Annotated in this window: 24 protein-coding genes; 15 read left to right on the top strand and 9 right to left on the bottom strand. The window is 70.6% G+C overall.

Annotation, left to right across the window (positions count from 1 at the left end):
- The first annotated feature begins 225 nt into the window (after positions 1-225).
- Positions 226-666, top strand: coding sequence for a DUF7144 family membrane protein (locus ACSHV8_RS14060; RefSeq protein WP_436533072.1), 441 nt, complete (start codon positions 226-228; stop codon positions 664-666).
- Between the two features lie 5 nt (positions 667-671).
- Here ACSHV8_RS14060 and ACSHV8_RS14055 read toward each other — a convergent pair whose 3' ends face one another.
- The 5 genes from ACSHV8_RS14055 to ACSHV8_RS14035 form a co-directional block, all read right to left on the bottom strand.
- Entirely contained in the window at positions 672-3,284 is a 2,613-nt protein-coding gene (locus ACSHV8_RS14055; protein ID WP_436533070.1) for a LuxR C-terminal-related transcriptional regulator, read from the bottom strand.
- 114 nt (positions 3,285-3,398) lie between these two features.
- The gene (locus tag ACSHV8_RS14050; protein ID WP_436533068.1) at positions 3,399-4,745 is read right to left on the bottom strand and encodes an alpha-amylase; all 1,347 of its coding nucleotides are present in this window, start codon (positions 4,743-4,745) and stop codon (positions 3,399-3,401) included.
- Positions 4,742-7,333, bottom strand: coding sequence for an MGH1-like glycoside hydrolase domain-containing protein (locus tag ACSHV8_RS14045; RefSeq protein WP_436533066.1), 2,592 nt, complete (start codon positions 7,331-7,333; stop codon positions 4,742-4,744). The genes ACSHV8_RS14050 and ACSHV8_RS14045 overlap by 4 nt, the downstream gene beginning before the upstream one ends.
- Positions 7,334-7,357: 24 nt before the next feature.
- Positions 7,358-8,680, bottom strand: coding sequence for a SulP family inorganic anion transporter (locus tag ACSHV8_RS14040; protein WP_436533064.1), 1,323 nt, complete (start codon positions 8,678-8,680; stop codon positions 7,358-7,360).
- Positions 8,681-8,772: 92 nt separating this feature from the next.
- The gene (locus ACSHV8_RS14035; RefSeq protein WP_436533063.1) at positions 8,773-9,267 is read right to left on the bottom strand and encodes a DUF1269 domain-containing protein; all 495 of its coding nucleotides are present in this window, start codon (positions 9,265-9,267) and stop codon (positions 8,773-8,775) included.
- Positions 9,268-9,462: 195 nt separating this feature from the next.
- Here ACSHV8_RS14035 and ACSHV8_RS14030 point away from each other — a divergent pair, with 195 nt between their 5' ends.
- From ACSHV8_RS14030 to ACSHV8_RS14020, 3 genes are read left to right on the top strand one after another with little or no spacing between them, the layout of a single operon-like run.
- Positions 9,463-9,684 carry a hypothetical protein gene (locus ACSHV8_RS14030; protein WP_436533061.1) on the top strand — a complete coding sequence of 74 codons (222 nt, stop codon included), beginning with the start codon at positions 9,463-9,465 and terminating at the stop codon, positions 9,682-9,684.
- Positions 9,681-10,796, top strand: a complete 1,116-nt coding sequence (locus ACSHV8_RS14025; protein ID WP_436533059.1) for an AI-2E family transporter — start codon at positions 9,681-9,683, stop codon at positions 10,794-10,796. The genes ACSHV8_RS14030 and ACSHV8_RS14025 overlap by 4 nt, the downstream gene beginning before the upstream one ends.
- A gap of 4 nt (positions 10,797-10,800) precedes the next feature.
- Positions 10,801-11,295, top strand: a complete 495-nt coding sequence (locus ACSHV8_RS14020) for a DUF1269 domain-containing protein (RefSeq protein WP_436533057.1) — start codon at positions 10,801-10,803, stop codon at positions 11,293-11,295.
- A gap of 124 nt (positions 11,296-11,419) precedes the next feature.
- Here ACSHV8_RS14020 and ACSHV8_RS14015 read toward each other — a convergent pair whose 3' ends face one another.
- From ACSHV8_RS14015 to ACSHV8_RS14005, 3 genes are read right to left on the bottom strand one after another with little or no spacing between them, the layout of a single operon-like run.
- Positions 11,420-11,686: a hypothetical protein gene (locus ACSHV8_RS14015; RefSeq protein ID WP_436533055.1), complete on the bottom strand. Its 267-nt coding sequence runs from the start codon at positions 11,684-11,686 to the stop codon at positions 11,420-11,422.
- A complete protein-coding gene (locus tag ACSHV8_RS14010; protein WP_436533053.1) occupies positions 11,670-12,128 on the bottom strand; it encodes a MerR family transcriptional regulator in 459 nt (152 codons plus the stop codon). Before ACSHV8_RS14010 ends, ACSHV8_RS14015 begins: the two co-directional genes overlap by 17 nt.
- Positions 12,125-12,460, bottom strand: a complete 336-nt coding sequence (locus ACSHV8_RS14005; RefSeq protein WP_436533052.1) for a hypothetical protein — start codon at positions 12,458-12,460, stop codon at positions 12,125-12,127. Before ACSHV8_RS14005 ends, ACSHV8_RS14010 begins: the two co-directional genes overlap by 4 nt.
- Before the next feature lie 341 nt (positions 12,461-12,801).
- On the opposite strand from ACSHV8_RS14005, the gene ACSHV8_RS14000 reads away from it, so the two are divergent.
- Positions 12,802-13,431, top strand: a complete 630-nt coding sequence (locus ACSHV8_RS14000) for a superoxide dismutase (RefSeq protein WP_436533050.1) — start codon at positions 12,802-12,804, stop codon at positions 13,429-13,431.
- 90 nt (positions 13,432-13,521) lie between these two features.
- Here ACSHV8_RS14000 and ACSHV8_RS13995 read toward each other — a convergent pair whose 3' ends face one another.
- Positions 13,522-14,859, bottom strand: coding sequence for a hypothetical protein (locus ACSHV8_RS13995; RefSeq protein ID WP_436533049.1), 1,338 nt, complete (start codon positions 14,857-14,859; stop codon positions 13,522-13,524).
- Between the two features lie 126 nt (positions 14,860-14,985).
- Between ACSHV8_RS13995 and ACSHV8_RS13990 the strand changes: the two genes are divergently transcribed.
- The 10 genes from ACSHV8_RS13990 (at position 14,986) to ACSHV8_RS13945 (ending at position 20,582) form a co-directional block, all read left to right on the top strand.
- Positions 14,986-15,402: a DUF6325 family protein gene (locus tag ACSHV8_RS13990; RefSeq protein ID WP_436533047.1), complete on the top strand. Its 417-nt coding sequence runs from the start codon at positions 14,986-14,988 to the stop codon at positions 15,400-15,402.
- 10 nt (positions 15,403-15,412) lie between these two features.
- Positions 15,413-15,622: a hypothetical protein gene (locus tag ACSHV8_RS13985; protein WP_436533045.1), complete on the top strand. Its 210-nt coding sequence runs from the start codon at positions 15,413-15,415 to the stop codon at positions 15,620-15,622.
- Entirely contained in the window at positions 15,622-16,065 is a 444-nt protein-coding gene (locus tag ACSHV8_RS13980) for a DUF6325 family protein (protein WP_436533043.1), read from the top strand. The genes ACSHV8_RS13985 and ACSHV8_RS13980 overlap by 1 nt, the downstream gene beginning before the upstream one ends.
- Before the next feature lie 6 nt (positions 16,066-16,071).
- Positions 16,072-16,356 carry an SHOCT domain-containing protein gene (locus ACSHV8_RS13975; protein WP_436533041.1) on the top strand — a complete coding sequence of 95 codons (285 nt, stop codon included), beginning with the start codon at positions 16,072-16,074 and terminating at the stop codon, positions 16,354-16,356.
- A 67-nt stretch (positions 16,357-16,423) separates the two neighbouring features.
- Positions 16,424-17,044, top strand: coding sequence for an SGNH/GDSL hydrolase family protein (locus tag ACSHV8_RS13970; protein WP_436533039.1), 621 nt, complete (start codon positions 16,424-16,426; stop codon positions 17,042-17,044).
- Complete coding sequence (locus ACSHV8_RS13965; protein ID WP_436533037.1) at positions 17,041-17,655, top strand: alpha/beta hydrolase; 615 nt, start codon at positions 17,041-17,043, stop codon at positions 17,653-17,655. The genes ACSHV8_RS13970 and ACSHV8_RS13965 overlap by 4 nt, the downstream gene beginning before the upstream one ends.
- An 81-nt stretch (positions 17,656-17,736) precedes the next feature.
- A complete protein-coding gene (locus tag ACSHV8_RS13960; protein ID WP_436533035.1) occupies positions 17,737-18,369 on the top strand; it encodes a hypothetical protein in 633 nt (210 codons plus the stop codon).
- A 98-nt stretch (positions 18,370-18,467) separates the two neighbouring features.
- A complete protein-coding gene (locus ACSHV8_RS13955) occupies positions 18,468-19,289 on the top strand; it encodes a MerR family transcriptional regulator (protein ID WP_436533033.1) in 822 nt (273 codons plus the stop codon).
- Positions 19,286-19,705, top strand: coding sequence for an ester cyclase (locus ACSHV8_RS13950; RefSeq protein WP_436533031.1), 420 nt, complete (start codon positions 19,286-19,288; stop codon positions 19,703-19,705). The genes ACSHV8_RS13955 and ACSHV8_RS13950 overlap by 4 nt, the downstream gene beginning before the upstream one ends.
- Positions 19,706-19,739: 34 nt before the next feature.
- A complete protein-coding gene (locus ACSHV8_RS13945) occupies positions 19,740-20,582 on the top strand; it encodes a helix-turn-helix domain-containing protein (protein ID WP_436533029.1) in 843 nt (280 codons plus the stop codon).
- Positions 20,583-20,599 lie beyond the last annotated feature (17 nt).

The following is a 20,599-nucleotide window of genomic DNA, read 5'->3' as shown; positions in this document are numbered from 1 at the left end:
ATGAGTGCGGCTGTTCACCGCTGCGTAGCGCCGCCCCCGGACGCGTGGTGACAATCAGTGACAGATCGCTCGGCCACCACGACACGCAATCACAGGGGGTGCACACGGAGCAACCCCCTGTATTCGCACGAGTCGTGCAATTTACCGTGCAAGTTGCATGTTTCAGGCACGTTCACCCCTGCCGTGGGAGGCGCCCGGGTGGCCGTACGCCGTCTGCTGAGAGCTATGTCGAACAGTTACGCGAGTGAACGTCCTGCCGGCGCCGACTCCCCCGCACCGCCCGCCACCGAGTGGGTGGGGATCGTCGTGTTCGCCGGCGTCATGCTGCTGTCGCTGGGCGTGTTCCAGCTCACCGAGGGTGTAGTCGCCCTCGTCAACGAGGACTACTACGTGGTCACCGCGGCCGGGTTGCCGGTCGATCTGGACTACACGGCCTGGGGCTGGGTGCACCTGGTGCTCGGCCTGCTCGCCGTCGCGGCCGGGGGCGGCGTGTTCCTCGGCCAGCTGTGGGCCCGGATCATCGGGATCCTCATCGCTTTCCTCGGCGCCCTGATGCACTTCGTGTTCCTGGCCGCGTCACCGTTCTGGTGCACGATCCTGCTCGGCATGGACGTGCTGATCATCTTCGCCCTGGCCGCCCACGGCCGGGACATCCGCCGGCCCTGACCGGGTCAGATCAGATTGAGGGACCGCGCCCGGCGCACCGCCTCGTTGCGCCGGGACGCGGACAGTTTCCGCAGGATGCTGCGTACGTGCGTCTTGACCGTGTTGACCGAGACGTACATCGAGGCGGCGATCTCCTCGGTGGGCAGCATCTCAGCCATCCCGCGCAGCACGTCCAGCTCCCGTTTGCTGAGCGCCTCGACCACGACCGGCGCGGCCACCGACTGCTGGTTCCCGCCACCCAGCGCGGCCAGTTTCTCGTCGTCACGCAGCACCCGCCGCAGCGCGCCCCACACCTGGTGCACCGGCCGGCGGATGTTCTCCGGACCGGCCACCCGCAGCGCCCGGCGCACCGCTTCCCGGGCGCCGGCCGCGTCGTCCGCGCTCGCCGCCAGCATGGCCAGCAGCAGCCAGGCGTCCAGGGCCACCGGCGCCGCCACCCCGGCGGCGTCGGCGACCGTGCGGGCCACCTCGTGGGCGCGGGTCGTCTCGCCCCGCACCAGGGCCAACCCGGCATCGAGGACGGCGACGTCGGCCGTGCGCGGCTCGGGGTATCCGGCCAGCAGTTCGGCGGCGTCGTCGGCCCGGCCGGCACCGAGCAGCAGCCGGGCCCGGCCCAGGTCGATCTCGCGGCGCAGCCAGGCCGGTGCGGCCGGGCTGGGCGGGGCGAGCGCGTCGATGGCGCCGCGCAGTTCGCCGCGGACCTGCAGGCGACGGGAGCGGACCACCGCGTACGCGGAGGCGGCCAGCGGGTCCTCGCCCAGGTGCAGTCCGCGCAGGTGCCGGTCGGCCGCCTCGATGTCGTAGCGTTCGAGCGCGACCCAGGCCAGCGCGACCTCGGCCGCGGCCGGCCGGTGCTCGCGGTCGGTGCCGCACTGCGCGGCCAGCTCCAGGGCCTGCCGGGCCGCACTCTCGGCCCGGGTCAGGCGTCCGCGGTACGCCTCCAGCACCGCCGTCGTCCGCAGGCAGTCCACCTTGACCCGCTCGCAGCCGGCCGGGGTCACGGCCGCGGCCTCGGTCAGCACCTCGACCGCGCCGTCCACGTCGCCGCAGGCGCTGCGGGCGGCCCCCTCGGCGGCCAGCAGCAACGCCCGCAGTTCGGGGTGCCGGGCCAGTTTGCGGGCCGGAGCCACGGCCAGGAACGCGTGCGCGACCGGGGCCAGTTCCTGGGCCCGTTCCGGTTCCGGACCGCCGGTCAGCAGGAGCATCTGCATCAGGAAGCAGGTCAGGGTGAGTCCTTCGCCGCAGTCGCTGCCCTGGATCGCCAGCAGGTTGCCGGCCAGGGCGAACAGTTCACGGGCGTCGTCGGCGTGGCCGTCGCCGTAGGCCAGTGCCGCTCGCACCATCACCACCTCGGGCAGGTCCAGATGGTCCGGGAGCCCGCCGAGCAGTCCTCCGAGCCGCCCGGCGGTGCCCTCGACGATCAGCCGGCCGACCGCGAAGTCCTCGATCACCATGGTCGCCGCGGTTCCCCAGTCCCCGGCCACGACCGCGTGCGCGATCGCGTCGGCCAGCCGGCCGTGCTCGCCGAGCCAGCGCGCGGCCCGCTGGTGCAGCCCGACCACCCGGTCCGGTTCGACCCAGGCCAGTTGGGCGCGCAGCAGTTCGGCGAACAGCCGGTGGTAGCGGTAGAGGTCGGATCCGTCGCCGACCGGCTGGATGAAAGCGTTCTCCCTGGTCAGCTCCGCGAGCAGGCGCGGTGCGTCCGGCCGGCCGGTGACCGCGGTGGCCAGGTCGGCCGAGAACGTGTCCAGCACGCTGGTCTCCAGCAGGAACTGCCGGATCTCCGGGCTCTGGGTCCGCAGCACCTCGCCGATGAAGTACTCGGCGATCGTCGACTCGTCGCCGGAGATCGTGGTGACCATCCGGGTCAGGTCGGCGCTGCCCTGCATGGCGCAGGCGCACAGCCGGATCCCGGCCGCCCAGCCCTCGGTGTGTTCCAGCAGCGCGGACAGGTCCGGCCCGGCCAGCGGGACACCGTGCAGTTCCATCAGCCGGGCGGTCTCGCCGGCGCTGAACGCCAGGTCGGCGCCGCGCACCTCGCGCAGCTGGCCGGCCAGCCGGTACCGGTAGAGCGGCAGCGGCGGATCCCAGCGCCCGGCCAGCACGACCCGCAGGCCGTGCGCGTGGGCGAGCAGGAACTCCAGGCCGGCCGCCCACTCCCGGCCGGGCAGCTGGGCGGCGCCGTCCAGGACCAGGACCACCGGGGTGGGCTGCTGGTCGATGATCGCCGCGAGCCGGGCGAGGACCGCCCGGCTCGCGGCGGCGCCGGGGACGGCCGGTTCCGGGGCCGGCACGCCGGCGCGGCGCAGGCCCTCCAGAACGTACGACCACAGGTTGGCCGCCGGCTCGTCCCCGTTCTCGCAGGTGATCCACGCGATCGGCCAGTCCACCGTACGCGCACGCACCCACGAGGCCAGCAGCTGCGTCTTTCCGCTGCCGGCGAGCCCGGTCACCAGGGTGACCGGGCCGCGGACGCCCTCACTCAACCGGGCCAGCAGGGCCGGTCGCGCCACCATGAACGGCGGCGCGGCCGGTACTGCGAACTTCGAGGCGAGCAACGAGCTGTCCGCGTCGTACGCGGATATGTCGGGCGAGTCCGCTAGTAAATCGATGGACACGATTGATACCTCCGAGAGCCGACCCCATTTCGATCTCCTCGTTCAGACTCCCGGCGCTATCAGACCCGCGCATCGTCCGGATCGGATAATCCGTGACCTTCAGTACCGACTCCGTCACTCACTGACTAGAACATGCGTTCCCCATGGAGGTAGGTCGATGAACAGTCCGGCGTCGGCCAGCTCCGCGCCGGATCGTTCGAAGACCCGCCCGTCGAGTCGGTCGGTCAGCCGCCAGGCTCGGCCGGGCAGGTCCGGCCAGGGCAGGAAGATCCGCCCCTGGGACGGGTGGTCCGCGAAGTTGACCACCACGACCGCGTCGTCCCAGGCCCAGGCGAGCAGGTCCTGATGCGACCGGTTGTCCGGCCACCCGGCGGTCGCCAGCAGCCGCCACCGTCCCTGCCGGACCTCGGCCGCGGCTGCTACTACAGCGCGGTAGAAGTCGTGCAGCCCATGATCAAAGGGTTCTACCGGATATCTCGCCAGAAAGACCGGCAGATGGGTACGCCGTCCCTCGAACTGCCCGTCGTGCCACAGCGTCGCGCCGGGCAGCGTGGCGACCACGACCGCGGCCGCCCGCGCCCGCCCGGCCGCGAAGGTGGCCGCCGCCCGCGGCTCGTCGTGGTTCTCCAGGAACCGGATCAGCCGGTCCTGATAGTCACGCCCGGCACCGAGGTGCTCGCGGATCGATGCGGCGTCCTCGTGGACCAGGCGGTCGTAGAGCCGCTTGTCGTAGCAGTGGTCGAAGCCGTGCTGCTGCAACAGCCACTCGGTGTCCCAGTAGGCCTCGGCCACCAGGACCACGTCCGGGTGCCGCTCGCGCAGCCGGCCGATCACGGACGGCCAGAACTCCTCGGCCGGGGCCGGTCCGGCCAGGTGTCCCCACGTACGCGAAAAGATCTCGTTGACCAGCAACATGGCCATGTCGCAGCGGATGCCGTCGCACTGATCGGCGATGGCCGACAGCGCCTCGACGGTGGCGTCGCGCATGCCCGGCGCGAACGCGTTCAGCTGCAGCACGTCGGGCCAGGGCGGGAAGAACGGGTCGCGGCCGTTGACGACGACACCGTTGTCCCGCACGAACCAGTCGGGGTGTTCCTCGACCGCGCGATGGTCGGGTGCGACGTGGTTGGGCACGTAGTCGAGGAACAGCTTGACACCCCGTTTCCGCAGCTCGGCCCGGGCGTGAGCCAGTCCCTCGGGTCCGCCGAGGTGATCGTCGGCGCGGTACTGCCGGATGCAGTAGGGCGATCCGGCGATCTCCTCGGGCGGCGTCGCGGGCAACCGGTCACGGAAGATCGCCGTGCCGGCCGGACTGCGCTCCCAGACACCCATCAGCCAGACCGTGTCGATGCCGGGCGCGGCCACCCCGTCCCACACCTCACCAGGCACGTCGGCGAGGGACTTCACCCCGAGCCCGGCCAGCCACGGCCAGGTGTCGATCTCGTACACGACCGGGCTCATGCCGGCTCCCCGGAGAACTTGTGGAAGACGCCGGTCATGCCGCCGGCCAGCAGGTCCTGCCCGTCGAGACCGGCGAACAGGTTGGGGAAGACCGCGACGAGCCCGGTCCACCCGGTCTGGTGGGCCGCACCGAGCCCGGCCCCGTTGTCGCCGTGGAAGTACTCGGCGAACAGGATCAGGTCGCGCCAGTGCTCGCCCGCGAAGACCGGCTGCCCGCCGTAGCAGGGGCGTTGCCCGAGCGCGTCCGGCAGAAAGATCCGGGTCAGCCGCTCGGAGATCTCCCGGGCCACCTCGAACAGCGTCATGTGCCGGCCCGACCCGGTCGGGCACTCGACCGTGAAATCCTCGCCGTAGGCCACGTACAGGTTCAGCAGCGCCCGGATCATCAGGGCGTTGACCGGGAACCAGACCGGGCCACGCCAGTTCGAGTTGCCCCCGAACATGGCGCTGTCCGATTCGGCGGGCCGGTACGAGACGCCGTACACCTGATCGCCGACCGTGAATTCGAAAGGGTGCTCGTCGTGAAATTTCGAGAGCGACCTGATGCCGTACGGACTCAGGAACTCCTCCTCGTCGAGCATCCGCGCCAGGATGCGCCGCAACCGGTCGGCGTCGAAGAGCGCCAGCAGCTTCCCGTGCCCGTCGCTGAGCCGGATCGACCGGTGGCGGGCCAGGAACGCCTGCCCGTCGGCCATCATCTGCGGATGCCGGGCGATGGTCGCCGGGTCGTAGACGGTGGCCGCGGCCAGCGGCAGCAGACCGACCATGGAACGCACCCGCAGCCGCTGCGACGAGCCGTCGGGCAGCCGCAGCACGTCGTAGTAGAAGCCGTCGTCCTCGTCCCACATGGCCTGGCTGCCGGTGGCGATGTAGGCGAAGTGCTCGAAGTACGTCTGCGCCTGCTCGGCGTAGACCGGGTCCTGAACGGCGAGTTCCAGCGCGATCTGCAGCATGTTCTGGCAGTACAGGGCCATCCAGGCGGTGCCGTCGGCCTGGTCCAGGTGCCCGCCGGTGGGCAGCGGCGCGCTGCGGTCGAAGACACCGATGTTGTCCAGGCCGAGGAAGCCGCCCTGGAACACGTTGCGCCCGTCGACGTCCTTGCGGTTGACCCACCAGGTGAAATTCTTGGCCAGCTTGTGGAAGATCCGTTCGAGCCAGTCGTGGTCGCCCACGCCGGTGCGGGCCTTCTCCAGTTCGTGGATCAGGTAGGCGGCCCACGCGTGGACCGGCGGGTTGACGTCGCCGAAATTCCACTCGTAGGCCGGGATCTGCCCGTTCGGGTGCAGGTAGCGCCGGCTCAGCAGCAGGTCCAGCTGGCTCTTGGCGAACGCCGGGTCGACCATGCTCAGCGCCACCGCCTGGAACGCCAGGTCCCAGGCCGCGAACCACGGGTACTCCCAGGTGTCGGGCATCGAGATGATGTCGTGCGCGTCCAGGTGGAACCACTCGCCGTTACGGATGCCGGAAGCGTCCAGCGGGTCGCGGCCGTGCTCGGACAGCCACTGTTCCACGTCGTACGCGAAGAATTGTTTTGACCAGATCATGCCGGCCAGCGCCTGGCGGGCCACCTGGCGCTCCGGATCGGGCAGGGCCGGCGCGAACAGGTCCCGGTAGAAGTCGTCGGCCTCGGCGCGGCGCGCCTCGACGACCTCGTCGAAGAAACGAACATCCTGGTCGGTCGCGGTGGGCGGCTGGTCACTGAGCTTTGCCCGTACGGCGGTGGACCCGCCCGCCGGAATCGTCACCGTCACCACGGCGGCCGCTTTCGTCCCGGCCCCGCCGGCGTTGACGGCTTCCTTGTCGCCCTGGATCAGGTAGCGGCCGATCGCGTCCTTGCGCCCGTCCGCGTTGTCGGTGAACAGCACCTGCGGGTCGCCCAGGCAGGTCCACCAGCGCGCGCCGAGCCGGTCGTGCCCGGCCTGGACCACGCCACGCTCCCAGGCCCGCAGCATCCCGTCGCCGCCGGTGGCCCGGAACCACACGGTCGGCAGCACGTGCAGCACCGCCTCCTCGGGACCCCGGTTGTGCACGGTGATCCTGGTCAGGATCTGTTCGGGGCCGTCCTTGGCGTACTCCACGACCACGTCGAAGTACCGGTCCTCGGCGAAGACTCCGGTGTCCATCAGCTCGTACTCGAACTCGTCGCGCCCCCGCCCCCGGTTGGTGGCGACCAGGTCCTCGTAGGGGAACTCGCGCTGCGGATACTTGTAGACCATCCGCAGGTACGAATGGGTCGGCGTCGCGTCGACGTAGAAGTAGTACTCCTTCACGTCCTCGCCGTGGTTGCCCTCGGCGTTGGTCAGCCCGAAGAACCGTTCCTTCAGGATCGGGTCGCGCCCGTTCCACAACGCCACGGCCAGGCACAACTGCTGGCGCTCGTCGCTGAACCCGGCGATGCCGTCCTCACCCCAGCGGTAGGCCCGCGAGCGGGCCTGCTCGTGACTCAGGTACCCCCAGGCGTCACCGCCCGGGCTGTAGTCCTCCCGGACCGTGCCCCACTGGCGTTCGCTCAGATACGGTCCCCAGCGCCGCCAGTGCACGGCGCCCGTGTCGGCGTCCCGCAGACGCCCCTGCTCGGCATTCGTCATGCCGTCAGGCTCGGCAGGCCCCGCTCAGCGGGCATCCTCCCGCAGGGCTGAAACCGCGTCCTCGACCGTCGGGTAGAAGTGCGCCGGGTCGATCGTGCGGGTCAGCTGGTACCGGTCCACCTTCGCCCGCACGGGCGTCTTCATCCCGGCGATGACCAGCGAGATGCCGGCCGCGTTGAGCTCCTCGTCGAGTTCCTTGAGCATGTCGGCGGCGGTGGTGTCCACGTCGGTCACCGGCTCGGCGGCGATCACTATGTAGCGCGGCTTGTCGGCGGCGTGCGCGAGGGCCCGGACCTCATCGCGGAACGTCCGGGCGTTCGCGAAGATCAGCGGCGCGTCGAACCGGAACACCACGATCCCGGGCACCCGGGCGGCATCCGGGAAGACGCGCACGTCGTGGTAGCCGTTGACGCCGGCCGGGCGGCCCAGCTCGGTCCGGTACGGCCACCACAGGCGCCGGAACACGTTGAGCACCGACAGGCCGACCGCGACCGCGATGCCGGGCAGCACCCCGACCACCGCGACCCCGACGAAAGCGGCCGCGGCCAGGGCGAACTCCATCCGGCGCTGGCGCCACAGGCGGCGCAGGCCGGCCACGTCGGCCAGCGACAGCGACGCCGCGATCACCACCGCGGCCAGGATCGGCTGCGGCAGGTTGCGCAGCAGTCCGGGCGCGAAGACCAGCATCAGGGTGATCGCCGCGGCCCCGACCAGGCCGGTCAGCTGGCTGCGGGCGCCGGCCTGGAAGGCCACCGCGGTCCGTGAGCCGCTGGTGCTGACCGGGAAGCCCTGGAAGAACCCGGCCGCGATGTTGGCCGCGCCGATGCCGAGCATCTCCCGGTTGCCCCGGACCTCCTGCCCGGAACGGGCGGCGAAGGTGGACGCCGTGGAGATCGTGTCGGTCACCGAGACCAGGGTGATGCCGAGCGCGCCCGCCGCGAGCAGGCCCAGGTCGGTGGCGTGCGGCAGCGTGAACGGCGGGAAACCCTGCGGCAGGGTGCCGACCACGCGCACGTCCAGGTCGAACACGGTGACCGCGGCGATCGCGCCGGCCACGGCGAGCAGGATGCCCGGGATCTTCGGGAGAAAGCGCCGCAGAAGCAGGATGAGTAGGAGCCCGCCGGCACCGATGGCCAGCGCGGCCGGCACGGTCTCCCCGTCCACGACACCGCGGACGAACCCGGCCGCCTCGGCGAACAGGCCGTCACCCTCGACCGAGAACCCGAACAGTTTGGGCAACTGGCCGATCAGGATCGTCAGGGCCAGGCCGTTGATGTAGCCGAGCTGCGTCGGATGCGACAGCAGGTCGGCGACGAAACCCAGCTTGGCCACCGCGGCCAGGGTCATGTGGTCAGCACCAGGCCGGCGATCAGGTCGCGGCCGGGACGGGAGACGCCGCCCAGCAGGGCCGGGCGGCGTCCACTCGTCATCGCCGGATCTTACTGCGCGCCGGCCCCGTGCAGAGCTTCCTGCAGCTCCTCCTCGGTCTCCTTGGGCAGCGACGACTTGAGCACCGTGCCGCCGAACCGGCTCAGCGACTCGACCGCCTTGTCCGAGGTGACCGCCTCGACGACCATGAACAGCGCTGACGTGCCCGGCTGCAGCTCGGCGCGGATCCGTTCCTCGAACTCCTTGTTGATCTGCCCCTTGGCGATCTTGCCGGTGAGCGCGCCCAGGCCGGCGCCGACCGCCATGCCCAGGATCGGGATGAAGAACAGCATCCCGAACAGCAGACCCCAGAACATGCCCCACGTCGCGCCGCCGCCCACCTCGTGATGGTTGGTGGTGACGTGGAACTTGCCCTCCCGGTCCCGGATGATCACCGCGATCGCGTCCGGTTGGATGATCAGGTCCTTGGCCAGCCGGTTCGCCTCCAGCGACGCCGCTGTCGCCGTGGTCTCGTCGGGGTATCCGATGGCGACCAGTGTTGCCATGACGTACTCCTTCCGCTCGATGCCGTCAGTCAGCCACGTCCCGTCGCGCCGATCCTCATTCCGCGAGGATGACTTCACTCCCGGTCGGCGGCGCGGCTCACGGCCGTTCATCCCCGAGGGGCGATGCCGCCGTACGGCCCCGGCCGCGAACCTCGGAAAACAAAAACCACTATTTCCGTACGACGGGAGCCGGTCATGCACGAGCGATACGAGATCCGGGTCCGCGGCTTCCTCGGCCCGCTGCTCCGGCGAACGCTCGGTGACCTGCGGATCCGGACCATGCCGCGGCAGTGCACGATCCGCGGGCGGCTCTCCGAGGACGACCTGCAACGGCTGCTGACCCGGCTCGACCGCTCCGGGGTCGAACTGGTCTGCCTGACCTCGGTGGCCTCGCCGTCCGCACCGGGCGCGCCGTGAGATCCGGGCCGGACACCCGGCCGGGCGGGCTGCGGCTGCGCAACCCGTCCCCGGCGGCGGTGCTGCCCCGGGGCGTACTGGTGCTGCTGGGTTTCGCCTGCCTGGTCGTCGTCGTGGCCGGGCTGCGCTGGGTGGCCGACCTGATCGGGCCGGTCTTCCTGGCGCTGATGCTGGTCGTGACGGTCAGCCCGGTCACCGAGGGCCTGCGCCGGCGCGGCCTGCCGGTCTGGGTCGCGGCCGTGGCCACCGTACTGATGATCGATGTGATCCTGATTGCTCTGGGTCTTGCCCTGGGTGTCTCGGTGGCCCGGCTGATCGAGCTGATGCCGCAGTACCAGGCGCAGTTCAGCGCGTTGCGCGACGATCTGGTCAGCGGCCTGGGCACGCTCGGGATCAGCGCCGCGCAGCTCAGGTCCCTGCTCGCCGGCGCCGACGCCGACTCGGTCGTGCACCTGATCGGGTCCCTGTTCGGTGGCATCGCCGGGGTACTGTCCAACGCGCTGTTCCTGCTCGCGGTGCTGCTGTTCATGGGCCTAGACGCAGTCGGTTTCCCGGCCCGGCTGTCCGCCGTCGTCGGCGAACGCCCGCAGGTGGTCGCCGCGCTGCGCTCGTTCGCCCGGGGCACCCGCCGCTACCTGGTCGTCTGCACGGTGTTCGGCCTGATCGTGGCCGTCGGCGACACCCTGCTGCTGTGGGCCCTGGGCGTGCCGCTGCCGCTGCTGTGGGGGCTGCTGTCGTTCATCACCAACTACATCCCGAACATCGGCTTCGTCGTCGGCGTGATCCCACCGGCGCTGCTCGGCCTGCTGCAGGGCGGCCCGGAACTGATGCTCACCGTCATCGCCCTGTACTGCCTGATCAACTTCATCATCCAGTCGGTGATCCAGCCCAAGGTGGTCGGCGACGCCGTCGGCCTGTCCGCGACCGTCTCGTTCCTGGCCCTGATCTTCTGGGCGTGGGTGCTCGGCGGGCTCGGCGCGCTGCTGGCCATCCCGCTCACCCTGCTCGCCAAAGGCCTGCTGGTCGACATCGACCCGGGCACCCGCTGGATGAACGTGCTGCTCTCGTCCTCGTGGGATGAGGCTCACGAGCCGGACACGCCGACAGCATGACGGGATGACGACCTTCACCGTGTGGAAGTACGACGACCCCAAGGGCGCCGAGCAGGCCTTCGCCACCATCAAGTACGCCGCCGCGGACAATCTCGTGACGATCGTCGACCACGCAATCCTGACCTGGCCGGCCGGCGCATCCCGACCCGAGTCCCACCACGGCCACGACACGAACCGGCGGGCCGTCGGGTGGGGCGCGTTCTGGGGCGTGCTGCTCGGCAGCCTGTTCTTCGTCCCGGTCGTCGGCGGCGTCGTCGGGGCCGGGGTGGGCGCACTGGCCCGGGCCACCGAAGGCACCGGCATCACCCGCGACCAGCTGGAACGCATCCGGACCACGATCACCGAGGGGACGTCGGCGCTGTTCCTGGTCACCTCGGACGGCAACCTGGACCGGCTGGGCGAACGCTTCCACGGCCTCGGCAGCCGCCTCATCGAAACAAACCTGACCGAAGCCGAACGCGACATCCTCCTCGACACGTTCGGCGACCACCGGATGTAGACCGTTCCCCGCTCACACCGCTGGGACCTCCGGACACCGAGCCGCCCGCCGAAGTCCTCGCGCACATTCATCCTCGGCGCGCAGGACGAGCCCGGGTGATGATCATCAGCCACCGTTGCCGCGGTCACCGCGTTCCGCAGCCGCAGCCACCACCGGCGCACCCGGTATCGTGGCGTCGCCGCGACGCCCACCACCAAGCACCACCGGCCGCGGCCGCGAGCAGGACAGCAATGCCGGGCATCCAGTGGCCGGCAGCCACCCAGCCCGCGCCCGACAGCACTCCAGCGGCCGGCAGCATCGGCAGGACGCAGCAGGCGGCGCAGGCGATCCCGGCCAGGCCGGTCAGCCCGGACGGCAACAGGCGACGCAACCGGTCAGCGACAGCCGGCATCGGACACTCCTTCAGCTGCGGGCGCGGTGGACGCGATGGTGGCGAACGGAATCGGGCAGCACGGACGGTCCGCGCAGGCGACCAGGTCGTCGCAGCCCGCGACGACAGCGGCCCGCAATGTCCCGGCGATCACCTGCAGGTCGGCGATCCTCGCCTCCACCTCGGCGAGTTTCTCCTGAGCCCGCCGCTGAAGCCCGGTATCAGGACGGCCGTGCCGATGCCCGCCGGCCGCGAGCAGATCGGCGACCTCGTCCAGGGTGAACCCGAGCCGCTGCGCCGCCTTGATCACCTTGAGCACCGTCACCGCCTCGGGCGGGTAGAGCCGGTGCCCGCCGAGACTGCGGTCCGGCTCGGCCAGCAGGCCGCGACGCTCGTAGTAACGCAGCGTCTGCAGATTCACCCCGGCCGCATCAGCGACCTGACCACTGCGCAACCCGGTCACGGCCGGAGCCTGACCGCGGCCCGCTCGGCCAGCGCGTCGAGGACCGCGACGTGCGCGGCCGGGACCTCGACCTCCAGCCGCAACGTCCCATCGGCGGGATGGAAGACGAACGAGAAGAAGGAACAGCAACTGCTCTCCCGGGCGGTCAGGTCCCGGGCCGTGGCCTCGGCCGCGAGATCGAGGTCCCAGCGCAGCGTCGTGGCCGACAACCGCTGCTGGCCGCGCACCGCGGTCGCGAACAGGTCATCGAACTCAGCCAGCCGCAACGGCCGGTCAACGGTGGGCAAGGTACATGCCTCGGGCACCCACACCTGGTCGTCAGTGGCGGTCATGCATCGACGGTAAGCCTGTACCCAGGTACCGGATGCAAGCCTGCGCCTGTCATCCACCGGCATCGGTGATCGAGTGCAGGTCGCCGTTGTGTGAGCCGACTGTTCGCGCAGCCGACCGGTGAAGATCGTCTGCGGGCCTGGACACGGTGGCCGGGGTCCACCTAGCCGGGGTGAACCAGCCGGTCTCCGGACGTCGAAAGGCGCTCCGGCGGCGTGGATCATCGCGGGCCGGAGCGCCTCTCGCTGTCAAGACGGAGGGGTCACGGCCACGCAACTCATCCGCCTCTAGAAGTCATCATCCAGTAGTTGCCAACTCTTGGCAATAAGCAATACTGGGCGGCATGGCGATCTACACGCTTCCCGACATGCCCTACGACTACGGCGCGCTCGAACCAGCGATGAGCGGCCAGATCCTCGAACTGCACCACGGCAAGCATCACGCCGCGTACGTCAAGGGCAGTAACGACACCCTCGACCAGCTCGCCGAGGCCCGCGACAAGGGCGACTACTCGGCCCTGGTCGGTCTGGAGAAGACCCTGGCGTTCAACCTGTCCGGGCACGTCCTGCACTCGATCTTCTGGAACAACCTGCGCCCCGGCAGCAGCGCCGACCGCCCCGACGGCGATCTGTTCGCGGCGATCGCCGAACACTTCGGCTCGTTCGAGGCGTTCGCGGCGCAGCTGTCCACCGCCACCAAGGGGGTGCAGGGCTCCGGCTGGGGCGTGCTGGCCTGGGAGCCGCTGTCGCAGCGACTCATCGTCGAGCAGATCTACGACCATCACGGCAACGTCGGGCAGGGCTCCACGCCGATCCTGGTCTTCGACGCCTGGGAGCACGCGTACTACCTGCAGTACAAGAACGTGCGCCCGGACTACGTCGACCGCCTCTGGAATCTGGTCGACTGGGCCGACGTGACCAGACGGTTCGACGCGGCCCGCGCCGCCGGCAGCCCGATCATCCTCGCCCCGTGACCGCCACCGGCCCGGGACACGACGACGCGGGCCCCGGGCCGGTTCTGCCCGGCGCTCATCACTCCCCCGCCCGGGCGGGAGCCGGCGCTGCTATTCCGCGGCCGGCGCCTCGGCTGCTGAATTTCCGCGCGCGACCAGGGTGACCGTCACCTCGAAGACTGCCAGCAGGATCGCGACGACCAGCAGGGACGTCCAGGAGGACAGGATCAGCGCGAGGACGGCGGCGACCACCGCACCGGCGATGCGCAGCGGGTCGCGATGGGTGACGATCCAGCCGGGGGCGTGGGTGGCGACGACCCGGGTGGCCCGGACCAGCTGGGTTCGGAGCAACTTCGGGAAACGACCAGGACCTATGAGGTACGCGATGAAAGCCAGCAGCGCACCGAGCACGAGCAGCTGTGTGCCCCGCTCGCGCAGGACGCTGAAGATGCTGGTCATGGCCGCGTCGACGCCGTCGCGATAGGTGCCGGGCGGGACCTGGGCGAGGAGTTCGCGGCGGACGGCGCGCAGGATCGCGGTCACCGCGACCGAGGCCAGGACCAGCCACATGCCCAGTTGGACGGTGGTTCTTCGGCGGGACGGCGATACGACGTACGCCGAAATCAAAAGGACGATGGTCGCGCCGATGAACAGGGCGAGGTCGCGCTTGGCGGTGACGACGGCGCGCTGAGCGGCCCGCAGGCGACCCGCGTCGTAGACGGTGAACTGGGCGAAGTTGGCCGGCAGGGTGACGCCGAGCTGTTCCTGGACGCGGTCGCGCAGGTTGGCCGGGATGGCGCCGCTGCTCAGGTCGGGCAGGCTGATCTGTTTGCCGAACAGGGTGGGCAGCTGGTCGCTCAGCTGGCGCAACGCCTGGTTGATCAGGGGCAGCAGGTCGATGTCGACGTGGTCGTCGCGGGCCTGCAGGAGGTTGCTGTCGCCGTCGAGGACGGTCAGGATCCGCTGGTGCAGACGCTGGTTCAGCTCGACCCAAATTCCCTGGAAGCGGTCGCTGCGCAGGACGTTCGTGACGACCGCGCGGACCTGCTGGCGGATCTGGACGGTCAGCGGGCCGGCAATGAACGCGGCCTGCTGCGGGAGGACCGTGCGCAGGCGCTGCTCGACGTCGAGGACCTGGAAGAACTGGGTGGTCGCGTAGTCGGCGACGGCCGCGGAAACCTTCGGGTCCTGCGGGAGTGGGGCGACGGTGGCGACCCAGCGGTCGGTGTTCAGAGTGGTGCGGGCCGCCCACAGTCCTACCACGCTGGTGACCAGGGCGAACGCGGCGATGGCGGCGAGCACGGCGGCGGTCGTGCCGCGGACTGTGCGACTGATCGGGCGGCGCCGGGCCAGCCGGGTCCGGAGGGCCGCGTTCTCCGCCCGCAGCCGGACCAGCTCGTCGGTATCCGAGGGGGGCGCGGCGGCCGGCGGGCCGGCGGGACTGGTCATGGCCTCCGACAGTGGCCGACCGGTCCCCGGCCGCGCGTCACCCGACGCGGATGAACACCGCCGGCATCCCCGGTTTCACCCCGCCTGGATGAGGTCGGTCCCGATCAGGCCCAGCACGCTGTGGCCATGGCATTGGGGCCGCTGGAACTCATGATCATGTCCTTCCCCGCGGATCGGCTGAACGACGGTGTGCTGACCACCCTGGACCGGCTGACCCGGGCCGGGCAGATGCGCGTCGTCGACGTCCTGGTGGTGCGCACCGATGCCGCCGGCGGGGCATGCACGGTGGAGCTCTGCGACCTGCCGGGACTGCCGGGCGATCTGGCCTGGGCCCGGCTCGCCACCGGGCTGATCACCGCCACCGACCTCGACGAGGTGGCCCGGCTCGTCGACCGGGACACCGACGCCCTCGCGGTGCTGCTGGAGCACCGCTGGGTGAACGAACTGGCCGGCCGGGTCGCCGCCGCCGACGGGATCATCGTGGGCCTGACCCACATCCCCGGGGCGCCCGGCCATGGACGAGTGCTGACCACCACGAGCTGAGAGGTAATCCATGAGCAGGAGAAAGACGGCCATCGCGTACGACGTTCTGCGGGGTCACCCGGTGCGGCCGGACTACGGCTACCTGGTCGTGCTGCCGCTGATCGCGGCGGCCGGGGGTGCCCTGATCGCCTGGGGCATCGAAACCCTGGTGAGCCACCGCCGGCCGGTGACCGCGCCGGCCGCCGCCGCGGAACGCCGCCTCGAACCGGTGAGCGCGTGATGACCGGCCTCGACGAGATGGGACCGGTCGACTACCTGTGCATCGAGTTCCCGCGCGGCAGCCTCAACGGCACCGCCCTGCCGCTGCTGCTGGATCTGGTCGACCGGCGGATCGTACGAGTCCTGGACCTGTTGTTCGTCCGCAAGTCCCCGGACGGCACGGTGGTCGCGCTGGACGGCCGCGAACTGGAGCTCAGCGGGCTCGGCGCGTTCCACGGCGCCGCGTCCGGGATGCTCGGCGGGGACGACCTGCGCGAGGCCGGCGCGATCCTGGAGCCGGGCGCGGCGGCGATCCTGCTGGTCTACGAGAACCTGTGGGCGGCGCCGCTGTCCCGGGCGTTGCGGCGCTCCGGCGCACACCTGGTGGCCGGGGGCCGTATCCCGGTGCAGGAGCTGCTCGGGGCACTGGACGCGTCCGAGGCCACCGTCACGAGCGGGAGGTGACCGGCGATGCCGGGACTTCTGCGGGGAATCGCGCGGACCGCGGTGATCGCCGGCACGGCCACCGCCGTGTCGAACCGGGTGTCGCGCCGGCAGGCCGGGCGGTGGGCACGGCAGAACGCCGACGAGCAGTACTACGCCGAGCAGGACGTCGAGGAGGTGGACGCCGGGCCCGAGCCCGATCCGATGACGGCCAAGCTCGAACAGTTGCGCCAACTCGGTGAGCTGAAGGCGCAGGGCCTGCTCAACGAGGCCGAGTTCGAGGTCCAGAAATCCCGCATCCTCAACACGTGACGGCCCAGGTGTTGAGTCGACCCGACACGTCGGATCGGCTCAACACGCCACGTTGATAGCATCCGGCGTGCCCAGCTCCCCGCAAGCTCTGAACCATCCCACCGTCGTGTTCTACGGCGACTCGATCGTCACCGGGTGGAAGGGCACGACCCACCCCCGAGCGAGATGGTCCAGCCTGCTGAGCGACGAACTCGGCTGGCGCGAGGTGAACCTTTCGATCGACGGCATGGGCTTCTTCCGCCGCCGCGGACCACGCGCCGCCGTCGACCGGTACGAACCGTCGGCCACCGACACGACACTGCTCGACGCCGCCATCCGCCTCGAACCCGACGCGGTCATCGTCTGCCTCGCGGCCAACGACATCAGGATGCTCGCCGAGCACGCCGACGAGATCCGCGGCGCCATCGAGCGCGACCTGACACGGCTTCGCGACGACCTCCCGGGACGACCGGTCCTCGTCGTCACCTACTACGCTCACATCGAACTCAGCGAGCGCGGCACCCTGATCAACGGATGGATCGCCGAAGCCGCGGATCGTCTGGGCCTGCGGTACGTGGACGCCTTCCGGCGGGCGATCGACAGCAACGACGCCCTGCTGTGCGACGACGGTGTTCACCCCAACGACGACGGCCACCGGGCTCTCGCCGACGCGATCCGGCCGATCTGCCGGTCGTTGCAGCTGCGATGACCACGGTTCTGCTCGTTCACGGCGGACTCTGGGAAGAGATGGACGCCGAACGCTTCTGGCACCGGCCCGGCATCGTCGCCGGCCTGCAACGCCACGGCGTCGGCGTGCTCGCCCCCGACCGCCTGCGCCGGCCCCGGAGCTGGACCGCCGAGGCGCAGCACCTGGCCGCCCTGCTGCCCGAGCACCCGGTCACGGTGGTCGCCGGCTCGAACGGATGCTCGGCCGCCGTCCGTCTCGCCCTGGCCGCACCGGAACGCGTCGAACGGCTCCTCCTGGCCTGGCCCGCAACGGCCGGCGATCCCCGGGTCGACACCCGCACCCGGCTCGGCCTGGCCCAACTCGGCGCCGAACCGGACGTCCTCGACGCTCTGCTGAACGGCGGGACCCTGCGTGGCGTCACCGACGACGAACTCGCGTCCGTCGCTGTGCCGGTGGGCGTGCTTCCGTCGGTCCCCGAGAATCCGTTCCACCAGCGCCGTACGGTCGATGCCCTGCTGCGCCTCGTGCCGACGGCAGTGGCGTTGCCGGGCTGCCCGGAACCGCCCCACCCGGCGTTCCCACCCCACACCGAAGCGCTCGTCCGGACCGTCGCCGCGTTCGCGCTCGCCTGACGTCAGCACCGACGGCCACCGCGACATGCTCTGCGGCCGAAGCCGGTGCGCCTGATCTTGAAATGTGTCACGCTCCGCCACGTGCAGATCACTTCAGAGGTCCTGCGAGCGGCTGCGACCGACCCCGCCTCCCCGGCCTGGGAAACCATCTGGGGACAGGCCTGCCACCAGGGCACCTGCGATCCCGACAGTGCGGCTCTGCTGCCCTGGCTGGCTACGACCGCTGCCGGTTTCGCCGGTGACCAGCTGGACTCGCCATTGGCTCTGGCCGGCTTCATCACCGCCGACGCCACCGTCGAGGACCGCGTCACCTACGCCGAAGAAATCTCGGCCCTGCGTGCTCTCGCAGCAGGTCGCCTGCCGGCGGCCTCCACCGATCGAGCCTTCGTCTACCTGCTCCAGGCGATCCTCGGCTTGGAGGGCGACGAGACCTGGGGCAAGGAACTCGATCGCCTCAACGACGGCGAGGCCGACGTCCGATGCCCGGAATGCGACGAGGAGACCCTCCTGGACATAGCGGAAGAGAATCCCGACATCGCCCCAGCGCACTCTTCCGAACTCGCGCAGCGTCTGCATGACGAGGCCATCGCTGCCGGCCGAGAGCGAGTAGCTACAGCCATAGCTCAGCTGTTCGGTCGGCTCACCTGCGCCGAATGCGGCACATCGTTCACCATTGCGGAGAATCTGGCCGGCGCCTCATACACCGGGCGTTGACGACGCGGATTGCGGCTCGACAGGTGAGCTCACGGCAAAGCAAATCGGGTGACCACCGGGGTTGACCTTGTCGTAGCGTCAAGGTGTCTGCTGGAGGCATGCGGATCGGAGAACTCGCTGACCTGGTCGGGATCAGCACCCGGGCCATCCGGCACTACCACCGGGTCGGCCTGCTGCCCGAGCCCACTCGCCGGGGGAACGGCTACCGGGACTACTCACTGCGGGACGCCGTCGAGCTGGCCCGTGTGCGCCGTCTCGTCGAGCTGGGGCTGAGCCTGGCCGAGGTCGGCGACGTCCTGGCCGGTGATGCCGACCGGGATCTGGCCGACATACTTCGCGAGCTCGACGCCGATCTGGCCGGCCAGGAGGCCGACATCCGCCGGCGCCGGGTCCGCCTGGCGCAGCTGCTGCGGCAAGCGGACGAGGGCGTGCCGGCCGAGCAGGCCCCGGTCTCCCCCGGGCTGGCCGCGCTCTTCAGCAGCATGGCCGACGCCGCCCCCGGGCCGGAGTCGGCGATGGCGGCGAAGGACCGCGAAGTGATGGCGCTGATGGAGTCCGTGTCGGGCGCCCACGGCGCCGATTGGCTCGATCTGATGGCTGAGGGCATGGCCGACGATCCGGGGGCGATCGAGCAGGCTCATGCGGTCTACGCGCTTCTCGACGAGCTGGCCGGTGCGGCGGTCGACGATCCACGGGTGGAGGTGGCCGCCCAGCAGATCGTGGCGTCCATCCCGGAGTCGGCCCGGCGGGCGATCCGGATACCGGACGGCGCGTTCGAGGAGGCGGACGAGGGTTTCGCCGCCGCGTTCTACACGGATTTCGCCCCGGCCCAGGCGGCCGCCATCCGCCGCACCCTTGAGCTGCTGAAACGGCCGTACCCGGCCGATGGCTCCGACAATGAACAGGAGATCGCACCATGACGTCCGAGATCACCTCGCCGGCCACGAACACCGAGCTGTTGCGGGCCGCTTTCGCCACTTTCAACACCGGCGACGTGGACAAGTGCATGGCCTTCACCGCCCACGACCTGATCATGAACCTGGCCGAGCTGCCCGAGCCCCGGCATGGGCAGCAGGTGTGGCGGGAGGGCTACGAGATGATGCGGAACGCCTTTCCGGACCTGCGGGCGCACATCGAGGACATCGTGGCCGCCGGCGACCGGGTCGCGCTCCGGCTGCGGTTCCGCGGCACCCACCGCGGCGAGTTCCTGGGCATCCCGCCGACCGGCCACGCGATCGAGTACGTCAGCTACGAGTTCTACCGGGTCGCCGACGGACTCATCGCCGAGGAATGGATCTGTTCCGACATGGCCACCCTGTTCCGCCAGCTCGGCTGACCATTCACTACGGGATCGGATCAGACTGGGGTTCATGGAGTACGTAGTCCGGGTGCCCGCCCCGCCGCTCGACCGGTTCATCGACGACATCTACTACCTGAGCGGGGTGCCGAGCCATCGCCGGATGAACGTCCCGCCGATGCCGTCGGCCCATCTGTTCCTCAACCTGGGCGAACCGGTCCGGCTGTGGGATTCGGCCGCCTCGGGGCCGCCGGTGGTGCTCGCCGACGGGTCGTTCATGGGTCTGTGGACCCGGCGGTTCCTCCTCGGGTATCCGGACCGGGTGCGTCTGGTCGGGGTGCATTTCAAGCCGTGGGGGATGTCGCCGTTCGTGGACGTGCCGGCGGCGGAGCTGCGGGACCGGGCGGTGCCGGTCGACGCCGTCTGGCGACGCTCATGGGACAGGATCCGCGACCAGGTGGGCGACACCGCCCGTGCGGACGAGACGCTGCGGGTCGTGGAGACGGAGTTGCGGTCGCGCCTGGCCGCGACTCCGTCGCGCGGTCTCGACCTGGTCCGGTACGCGGGCAGCCGGTTGGCGGGTCTGCACGGCGCGGTGCCGGTGGGTGCGCTGACCGACGCCGTCGGGGTGAGCGGCACTCACCTGGCCACGCAGTTCAAGTCGTATGTCGGGGTCACCCCGAAGCGGGTGGCTCGGATCTACCGGTTTGCGCGGTTGATCCTGTCCGTGGACGCCCGCGGTCCGGTCGACTGGTCGACGCTCGCCCCGGCGGTGGGCTACTTCGATCAGGCCCACTTCATCCGGGAGTTCAGGGACTTCACGGGTCACACCCCGTCGCAGTACCTGGCGCTGCGACGCCGGTTCCCGGCTGCGCCGGGGTTCCCGCCGGATGCCGGTCCCATGCCCGCTGTTTGATTTTTTACAAGCCTTCG

Source organism: Actinoplanes sp. HUAS TT8, from assembly GCF_051380535.1.
GTDB lineage: Bacteria > Actinomycetota > Actinomycetes > Mycobacteriales > Micromonosporaceae > Actinoplanes.
Note: the sequence above shows the minus strand (reverse complement) of the source record. Positions and strands in the feature narration are given on the sequence as shown.